The following is a 9,091-nucleotide window of genomic DNA, read 5'->3' as shown; positions in this document are numbered from 1 at the left end:
TTACCATTGCCCGGTGTTGCGAACCTCGCAGCCGGCGGCGCCCTGGGCCCGCGCCACGATGCGGCCGATTTCACTCACCGTTTCGCCGGCATCGCGCAGGATCTTGGCGATATGCGCGGCATCGTCGCGGCCCACTACCAGGATCATGCCGATGCCGCAATTGAAGGTGCGGGCCATTTCCTGCGGGTCGGTGCCGGCCACTTTCCGCATCCAGCCAAAGACCGGCGGCAGGGTCCAGGTCGCCGCATCGATGGTGCAGGCCAGGTGCCCAGGCAGCACGCGCGGGATGTTCTCGAGAAGGCCGCCGCCGGTGATATGCGCCAGCGCCTTGACCCCGCCCAGCTTCGAGCTTTCGGCGCGGATGGCGGCAAGGCAGGATCGCACATAGATCCTGGTGGGCGTGAGGAGCGCATTGCCCAGCCGCTCGCCCTTGGCGAAGGGCGCTTCGGCATCATAGGAAAGGCCGCTCACTTCGACGATCTTCCTGACCAGCGAATAGCCGTTGGAATGGACGCCCGACGAGCCCAGACCCAGAACGATGTCGCCTTCGGCCACATTGGATCCCGTGATGGCGGCGTCGCGCTCGACGGCGCCAACGGCGAAGCCGGCGAGGTCGTAGTCGCCCTTGGCATACATGCCGGGCATTTCCGCCGTTTCGCCGCCGATGAGGGCGCAGCCGGCCTGTTTGCAGCCGTCGGCGATGCCGCTGATGATCTTCCTGCCCGTTTCGACGTCCAGTTTGCCGGTGGCGAAATAATCGAGGAAGAAGAGCGGCTCGGCCCCCTGCACGACCAGATCGTTGACGCACATGGCGACCAGATCGATGCCGATCGTGTCATGGCAGCCGGCGTCGATGGCGATCTTCAGCTTGGTGCCGACGCCGTCGGTGGTGGCGACCAGGATGGGATCGCGGAAACCGGCCCGCTTGGGGTCGAAAAAGGCGCCGAAACCACCCAATCCCGCTTCCGTGCCGGCGCGTGCCGTCGCTTTGGCCAGCGGTTTGATTGCTTCGACCAGGGCATTGCCGGCATCGATATCGACCCCGGCATCGCGGTAAGTGATGCCATTGCCCATGGTGCTCTACGTAAGTCCTTGTGATTGCTGGTGCCGGCGGGGCCGAAGCCGATACGGCTTCTGGCTTCCTTGGGCACAGATTTGCTATAAGCTCGGTCGGACAATACGCATTTCAGGGTGGTTTGCAATGGCCCCAGCGGGCTTCTCGATTCGCAATTTCTCGGTCCTATTGGCGCTGCTCGCGGGACTTTTTGTGTCTCAGCCGGCCCTGGCGCAGAATGTTTATGTGGCGAGCGGCGTGCCGGTCGACGTGACCGGCGATGCCGCCACCTTGCGCGACCAGGCGGTGGTCATAGCCCAGCGCGAGGCGTTGAAGAAAGTGCTGGCCGAAATCGCCCCGGCCGACCAGGTGTCGGGGCTCACGCTGCCCACCGATGACGAGATCGGCGGCTGGGTCGCGGATGTCGAGATCGAAGAAGAGAAGATGGCGGCCACCCATTATGTCGGCCGCTACACCATCCGCTTCGCCTCCGCGCCCATCCAGGAATATCTGAGCGCGCAGGGCATCGCTTTTGCCGAGACCCGCGCCAAGCAGATGCTCCTCATTCCCGTCTATACGGACGAGACGGGGACGACCGGCCTCTGGGGCCCGACCAATCAGTGGCTCGCCAGCTGGGCCGGCCGGCCAGCGGGCAATGCGCTGGTCCCCATCGTGGTGCCGCGCGGCGATCTTGATGACCAGAACACGCTTTCCGCCACCGAGGCGCTGGGCGGCAACGAGCCCAAGCTCGAATTCATGGGCGATCGCTATCAGGCCGGCGACGTGGTGGTGGCCGAGGCGCAGATGAGTGCTCCCGGTGCCGACGGCCAGCGCAGCCTTGCGCTCAACGTCACGCGATATGGCGCCGACGGGGCGGAGAAGTTTCAGGACCGGCTGACCGGCCCCGCCGGCGATCCCGACGGGCTGATGGCCCAGGGGGTCGCCACCGTGCAGGCGATGCTGGAAGGCGCCTGGAAGAGCGCCAATCTGGTCGATCCCAACCAGCGTTCCGAGCTTGCCGTCCATGTGCCCCTGGCCGGGATCGAGCAATGGGTCGCGATCAAGCGGCGCTTGGGCTCGGTAAGCCTGATCAAGGGCGTCAATCTGAAGGAGCTGGCCAAGAGCGGGGCGGAGCTGGAAATCTCCTATGCCGGCGACGAGGCGCAGTTCATCCGCGCGCTGAGCCAAGCCGACCTCCTGCTGGTGCCGAGCGGCGAAGGCATGGCGACTTTGACCTTGGGCGCCAGCAGCACCGCGACGCCGACGCCGTGAGAGCCATCTGCCACTCCCACCGAGCCCCTCTCCCCTCGCGGGAGAGGGGGTGGGGTGAGGGGGTGGCGGGCGCGAGACTGAATGAGAGACCCCCTCACCCTGCCCTCTCCCGCGAGGGGAGAGGGTTCACGACCGAGGGAATGATAGAACGAGCAATATGACCGACATCCGCGACATCAATATCGAGTTCGAGGAGTCGCCGCCGCCCAGGCCGCGGCGCTGGCCCAGTTATCTCGCGGCCCTGTTCGTCTTCCTCATCCTGGTCTATCTGCTGCGCGCTGTGCTGTTGCCCTTCGTGGCCGGCATGGGTGTGGCCTACTTCCTCGATCCGGTCTGCGACCGGCTGGAAAAATGGGGCTGTTCGCGCACGCTGGCGACGGCACTGGTGACGGTCGCCTTCGCGCTCATCGTCATTCTCGCTTTCCTGCTCATCATACCGCTGCTGCTCGACCAGTTGACGGCCTTTGTCGACAGCCTGCCGGGCCTGGTCGAACGCGCGCATCAACGCCTGTTGCCGCTTTATGAAACCTTGCGCGTGCGCTTCGATCTGCCGGCCCTCGACGATCTCGGCGGGCTGTTGCGCAGCCGTCTCGGCTCCATCTTCGGCTTCGTGACGCAGACCGTGCAGGGCGTCGTCTCGGGCGGTGCGGCCCTGGCCAGCCTGCTCTCGCTCATCTTCATCACGCCGGTGGTGACCTTCTACCTGCTGCGCGACTGGGACCTCATCATCGACCGTGTCGATCATCTGCTGCCGCGCGACCATGCCGATACGATCCGCGCTCAGATGGCCGCCATCGACACGACGCTGGCGGGCTTCATCCGCGGCCAGGCCACGGTCTGCCTGGTGCTCGGCATCTTCTATGCCGTGGGGCTGATGATCGTGGGCCTGCCTTTCGGCCTGGTGATCGGCCTCCTCGCCGGTCTCCTTACTTTCATTCCCTATGTCGGGTGCCTCTCCGGTCTCATCGTCTCGATGGCGATCGCCCTTGCCTCCTTCGATGGCTGGCATGGGCCGGTGGCGGTGGCGGTGGTCTTCCTGGTGGGACAGATGCTGGAAGGCAATTTCCTGACGCCCAAGCTTGTGGGCGACCGCGTCGGGCTGCATCCGGTCTGGATCATCTTTGCCTTGCTGGCCGGCGGTGCGCTGTTCGGCTTCGTGGGCCTCCTGCTCGCCGTGCCGGTGGCGGCGGCGATCGGCGTCCTCGTCCGGTTCGGCATCGGCCGCTATCTGATGAGCCCGCTTTATCACGGCCATCACGACGTTGCGGAACCGGGCGCCTCTGAACCGGGGCTCGCGGAGCCCAAATGAGCGGGCGCCAGCTCCCCTTCGATCTGCCATCGCGCCGCGCGATGGGGGCGGCGGATTACGTCACCTCGACCAGCAATGCGGCGGCTCTGGCCCTCATCGACGCCTGGCCGAACTGGCCGGGGCCGGTGCTGGCCGTGCATGGCCCGACGGGATGCGGCAAGACGCATCTCGCGCATGTCTTCCAGGAAAAATCCGGCGCGCTCTTTCTGTCGGCGCCGACAAGTCTGCCGGAACTGCCGGCGGCACCCCGGCTGATCCTCGACGAACCGCAGCTCGATGAGACGGCATTCTTTCACCTCCTCAACCGAATGAAGAACGAGGGCGGAGCGCTCCTCATCCTCAGTCGCGAGGCACCGGCGCGCTGGCCCGTGAAGCTGCCCGATCTCGCCTCGCGATTGAAGGCTCTGCCGACGGTCGAAGTGGCGGCTCCCGACGATGCCCTGCTCGCCGCAATCCTCGTCAAGCATTTCGCCGACCGCCAGATCAATGTGGCGCCGGAAGTGATCGATTATCTGCTGCGCCAGATCGAACGCAGCTTCGCCGCCGCCGCCGACATTGCCGACCGTCTCGACCGCGCCGCCCTCGCCGAAGGCCGTGCCATCACCGTGCCCTTGGTGAAGCGGGTATTGGGATAGCGGGTGGCAAGTTTCAAGCCCTTGCAGAAAGGCCGCCGCGAAACCATCTGACTGAATCACGAAAGTCCAGCCAGAAGGGAGACGCATCGATGAAATGTCCGGCCTGCAACCAGGACCTTGTCATGAGCGACCGCCAGGGAATCGAGATCGATTATTGCAGCAAATGCCGCGGCGTCTGGCTCGATCGCGGCGAACTGGACAAGATCATCGAACGCAGCCAGCGCGATGTGGCGCCGCCGCCATCCGAACCGCGGCGCGAAGACCGCTCCTATCAGCGGCGCGATCATGACGATCATTACAAGCACAAGCATCACAGCCGGAAATCCTGGCTGAGCGAGCTGTTCGATTGAGTTTTCTCCCTCCCCCCTTGAGGGGGAGGGTCGGGGAGGGGGGTGTCGTGGAAGCGAACCCGGCCTAAGCATACCCCCACCCGCGCGTGCCGCGCGGCCTCCCCCTCAAGGGGGGATTACCCAGCGAACGCCGCATCCTGCGCGATCTCCGCCACCAGCCAGTCGCGGAAATGCTGCATCCTGGGTTCCTTCACGCGCTCTTCGAGGCAGGCGAGGTACCAGCTGGCGCCGTGGCGCACTTCGATTTCGGGGAAGGGCTTCACCAGGCGGCCGCTTTTGAGGTCGGGCGCCACCATGAATTCCGGCACCACGGCGACACCCTGGCCTTCGATCGCCGCTTCGATGGCCAGCAGATAGGAATCGAACTTCGGCGCGGCGCGGCCTTTCAGCGTCGGCAGACGTGCTGCCTCCAGCCAATCATGCCAATCCTCGGCGGCGGTGTAGACCTGCAGCATGGCGTGGTTGACGAGGTCGGCTGGCTGCCGCAGGCCTAGCCCCGCCCGCTGCACGGCGGGCGAACAGACGGCCACGAGCTTGGCGTCGAAGAGATGTGTGTAATGGATGCCGGGGCCGTTCGGTGTGCGGGTGCAGATCAACCCCAGATCGCCGGTGGTCGGGTCGAATTCCCAATCGAGCTGGCTGGTCGACAGCCGCACCAGGATATCGGGGTGCGCCGCCTGGAACTGATGAAGGCGCGGCAGCAGCCAGCGGACCGCCACCGTCACATAGACCTGCACGACGAGATCGCCGGAAATCCGCACCCGGTCCACGAGGCCCACGCCCTGCGCCAGCCGGTCGAACCCGTCGCGCAGGTATGGATAGAGCTGCGCCCCGGCCTCGGTCAGTTCCACCCGACGCGCCGCCCGGCGGAAGAGGGAGGTGCCCAGGCGCTCCTCCAGCCCAGCCACCTGATGGCTGATGGCCGATTGGGTGAGGCTCAGCTCCTCGGCGGCGACGCGGAACGACAAATGCCGGGCCGCTGCCTCAAAAGCCTGAAGCGATTTCAGCGATGGGAGATTTCGTTTCGCCATGCAGCATGATTTAGCGAATTTTTTCGGCTCTGTACATGAAATGATTTCATGAAAAGCTGAAGAAGGGTCGCTTGCCGGGAAGGGCTCGCGGGGCGAATATCCCGCCGAAAACGCGGGGTTATCGCGTCCGCCTTAAGGAGAGCATTCATGAGCACGACTTTGGACACCACGGTGCGGCGCGGCGGCCGTGAGGCGCGGCGCGCGGCCCGAGCGGCCCCCTTGCCCGACAACCAGCAACCGGTCCGCGCCGGCATGGAAGGCGGCCGCTACAAGCCACTGACCGAGGCCGAGGTGCTGAAGATCCACAACGCCGCGCTCGACGTGCTGGAGCAGATCGGCATGGCCGACGCGATCCCCAGCGGTATCGAGGTGATGACCAAGGCCGGCGCCGTCATGAATGCCAATGGTCGCCTGACCTTTCCGCGCGCCGTGGTCGAGGATGCACTGGCCAAAGCCGCGCGCCGCTTCCCGCTTTATGCGCAGGACCCGCGCCACGATCTTCACCCCTGGGACAAAAAGGTCTATTTCGGCACGGCGGGGGCGGCCGTCCACATGGTCGATCCGGTGACGGGCGATTACCGGGATTCGGTGACCAAGGACCAGTACGACATTTCGCGCATCGTCGACACGCTGGATCATATCCATTTCTATCAGCGCTCGGTGGTGTGCCGCGATTTGCCCGATCCGTTCGAGATGGATTTCAATACCTGCTACGCCGCCGTCTCCGGCACCACTAAGCATGTGGGCTCTAGCTGGGTCGATCCCAAACATCTCGAAGCCAGCCTCGAGATGCTGCACATGATTGCCGGTGGCGAAGACAAGTGGCGCGAGCGCCCCTTCGTCAGCCAGTCGAACTGCTTCGTGGTGCCGCCGCTGAAGTTCGCCCAGGATGCCTGCCGCTGCCTCGAAGTGGCGGTCCGTGGCGGCATGCCGGTGCTGCTGCTCTCGGCGGGCCAGGCGGGTGCCACGGCGCCGGCGGCATTGGCCGGCGCCATCGTGCAGGAAGTGGCGGAATGTCTCGCCGGCCTCGTCTATGTGAACGCGATCAAGCCGGGGGCACCCGCGATCTTCGGCACTTGGTGCTTTGTTTCGGATCTCAGGACCGGCGCCATGTCGGGCGGCTCGCCGGAACAGGCGCTGCTCTCGGCTGCCTCGGCACAGATGGCGCAGTTCTACGACCTCACCGGCGGCACCGCCTCGGGCATGACGGATTCGAAGACGCCGGACGCGCAGGCGGGTTATGAGAAGGCCTATAACCACGCCCTGGTCGGCAATGCCGGCGCCAATATGATCTACGAATCGGCCGGCATGCATGCGAGCCTGCTGGGCTTCTGCCTGGAAAGCCTGCTCATCGACAACGACATCATCGGCGCCACCCAGCGCACGATCAAAGGCATCGATGTGTCGGACGAACATCTCTCCATCGAAACCATCCGCAAGACCTGCCTCGAAGGTCCTGGCCATTACCTCGGCTCGGAGCAGACCTTGCAGCTGATGCAGACGGAATATGTCTATCCGATGATCGGCGACCGCTCGAATCCGAAGGAATGGGTCGAGCAAGGCCGGCCCGATTCGGTGGCCCGCGCGCAGAAGAAGCTCAAATCAATCATGAACAACCACTTCCCGGCGCATATTCCGCAGCATGTCGACGACGCCATTCGCGCGAAGTTCCCGGTGCGGCTCGAGCGGGAGTTCATGCGCAAGGGGTGAGGGTGCAATTACGCTATTGAGGCGTCATCCCCGGGCGAAGACCCGAGGATCCACTGGGGCAATTGAGAGAGTGGATGCCCGGGTCAAGCCCGGGCATGACGATGTTAGGAACGGACTATTGATTTCCAGGGGATCAGAATGACGCAGCATGCGCGGGTAGTGGTGATCGGCGGCGGGGTCGTCGGTACATCGGCGCTTTATCACTTGGCAAAGCTCGGCTGGAAGGATTGCGTGCTGATCGAGCGCGATGAGCTGGCCTCGGGGTCGACCTGGCATGCGGCCGGCAACGTGCCGACCTTCTCGGGTTCCTGGAACATCATGAAGATGCAGGCTTACTCGGCCAAGCTCTACAAGACGCTGGGCGAGGAAGTCGACTACCCGATGAACTATCACATCACCGGCTCGATCCGCCTTGCGCACAAAAAGGCGCGCATGGAGGAATTCGCGCATTCGGTGGCGATGGCCAAAGCGCAAGGGTTGGACTATGCGCTGCTCAGCCCGTCGGAGATCAAGGACAAATACCCCTTGATGGAGATGGACGACATCGTCGGCGGTCTGTGGGACGCCCATGACGGTGACATCGACCCCTCGCAGCTGACGCAAGCGCTGGCCAAGGGTGCCAAGGATCTGGGCGCCAAGGTGCTGCGCTTCAATGGCGTCACCTCGATCAAGCAGCAGCCCGGCGGTGAGTGGAAGATCACCACCAAGGACGGCACGGAATTCGTGGCGGAGAAGGTCATCAATGCCGCCGGCTATCGGGCCGGCGAAGTGGCGGCGATGGTCGGGCAATACCTCCCCATCATCGCCATGCAGCACCAGTATTTGATCACTGAGATGATCCCGGAACTGGCGGCGCGCAAGGAGAAGCTGCCGCTGGTGCGCGATCCTGATGTCTCCTATTACCTCCGGCAGGAGCGTGACGGCCTGATCCTCGGCCCCTATGAATGGGACTGCAAATCGGATTGGCATGACGGCATTCCAAAGGAATTCGCCTTCCAGCTCTGGCCGGACGATCTCGACCGGCTGGAAAGCTATATCGAGCAGGCGGTGGCGCGCGTGCCGGTTCTGGGAACCGTGGGGGTGCAGAAGGTCATCAACGGGCCGATCCCCTATTCGCCGGACGGCAACCCCTATATCGGGCCGCAGCGTGGCCTCACGAATTTCTACAACGCCAATTGCTTCAGCTTCGGCATCTGCCAGGGCGGCGGTGCGGGCAAGACGATTGCCGAATATGTCGTGCACGGCGAACCGGAATGGGATCTGTGGGGGCTTGATCATCGCCGCTACACGGTCTTTGCCGATCAGAAATACACGATCGAGAAGGCCGAGGAGCTTTACCAGAACGAATATGCGATCGGCTTCCCGAACGAAGAACGACCGGCGGGCCGCCCGCGGTTGAAGACGCCGCTCTTTGAGAAGTTGACCAGCAAGGGCGCCGTCATGGGCGCTCGTGGCGGCTGGGAACGTGCGGCCTACTTTCCGCGCAATCCGGAAGAAGCTAGACTCAAGCTCTCCTTTCACCGCGCCGAGCAGGCCTGGTTCGAACCGGTGCGCGAGGAATGCAAGGCGGTGGCTGAGGCCGTCGGCATCATGGATCTCGGCGGCTTCTCGAAATTCATCGTCGAGGGGAAGGGGGCGGAAGCCTGGCTCGATCACCTCATCTGCGGTGCGCTGCCGAAATCCAACCGCGTGACGCTCGCCTACACGCTGACGCCCAAGGGCTCGATCCT

The 9,091-nt window shown here is 64.3% G+C and carries 8 protein-coding genes; 6 read left to right on the top strand and 2 right to left on the bottom strand.

All coding sequences use genetic code 11. The features are described from left to right. A complete protein-coding gene (gene purM / locus ACE3OA_RS21285; protein WP_374314619.1) occupies nucleotides 1-1,074 on the bottom strand; it encodes a phosphoribosylformylglycinamidine cyclo-ligase in 1,074 nt (357 codons plus the stop codon). A gap of 193 nt (nucleotides 1,075-1,267) precedes the next feature. Between purM and ACE3OA_RS21280 the strand changes: the two genes are divergently transcribed. The 4 genes from ACE3OA_RS21280 to ACE3OA_RS21265 all read left to right on the top strand — a co-directional run bounded on the left by ACE3OA_RS21280 (nucleotide 1,268) and on the right by ACE3OA_RS21265 (nucleotide 4,620). Then, a complete protein-coding gene (locus ACE3OA_RS21280; protein WP_374314617.1) occupies nucleotides 1,268-2,326 on the top strand; it encodes a DUF2066 domain-containing protein in 1,059 nt (352 codons plus the stop codon). A gap of 157 nt (nucleotides 2,327-2,483) precedes the next feature. Then, entirely contained in the window at nucleotides 2,484-3,635 is a 1,152-nt protein-coding gene (locus ACE3OA_RS21275; RefSeq protein ID WP_374314615.1) for an AI-2E family transporter, read from the top strand. Beyond that, on the top strand, nucleotides 3,632-4,270 hold the full coding sequence (locus tag ACE3OA_RS21270; protein ID WP_374314613.1) for a hypothetical protein: 639 nt from the start codon (nucleotides 3,632-3,634) through the stop codon (nucleotides 4,268-4,270). The genes ACE3OA_RS21275 and ACE3OA_RS21270 overlap by 4 nt, the downstream gene beginning before the upstream one ends. Before the next feature lie 89 nt (nucleotides 4,271-4,359). After that, a complete protein-coding gene (locus ACE3OA_RS21265) occupies nucleotides 4,360-4,620 on the top strand; it encodes a zf-TFIIB domain-containing protein (protein ID WP_374314611.1) in 261 nt (86 codons plus the stop codon). A 116-nt stretch (nucleotides 4,621-4,736) separates the two neighbouring features. On the opposite strand, the gene ACE3OA_RS21260 is transcribed toward ACE3OA_RS21265, so the two are convergent. Then, complete coding sequence (locus ACE3OA_RS21260; protein ID WP_374314609.1) at nucleotides 4,737-5,651, bottom strand: LysR substrate-binding domain-containing protein; 915 nt, start codon at nucleotides 5,649-5,651, stop codon at nucleotides 4,737-4,739. 147 nt (nucleotides 5,652-5,798) lie between these two features. Between ACE3OA_RS21260 and ACE3OA_RS21255 the strand changes: the two genes are divergently transcribed. Both ACE3OA_RS21255 and ACE3OA_RS21250 read left to right on the top strand, forming a co-directional pair. Further along, the gene (locus ACE3OA_RS21255) at nucleotides 5,799-7,361 is read left to right on the top strand and encodes a trimethylamine methyltransferase family protein (protein ID WP_374314607.1); all 1,563 of its coding nucleotides are present in this window, start codon (nucleotides 5,799-5,801) and stop codon (nucleotides 7,359-7,361) included. A 138-nt stretch (nucleotides 7,362-7,499) separates the two neighbouring features. Further along, a partial coding sequence (locus tag ACE3OA_RS21250) for an FAD-dependent oxidoreductase (RefSeq protein ID WP_374314605.1) occupies nucleotides 7,500-9,091 on the top strand: 1,592 nt, incomplete at its 3' end.

It is taken from the genome of Dongia sp. (assembly GCF_041906375.1).
GTDB lineage: Bacteria > Pseudomonadota > Alphaproteobacteria > Dongiales > Dongiaceae > Dongia.
The sequence above is the reverse complement of the archived record's forward strand: the minus strand, read 5'-3'. Positions and strand labels throughout refer to the sequence as shown.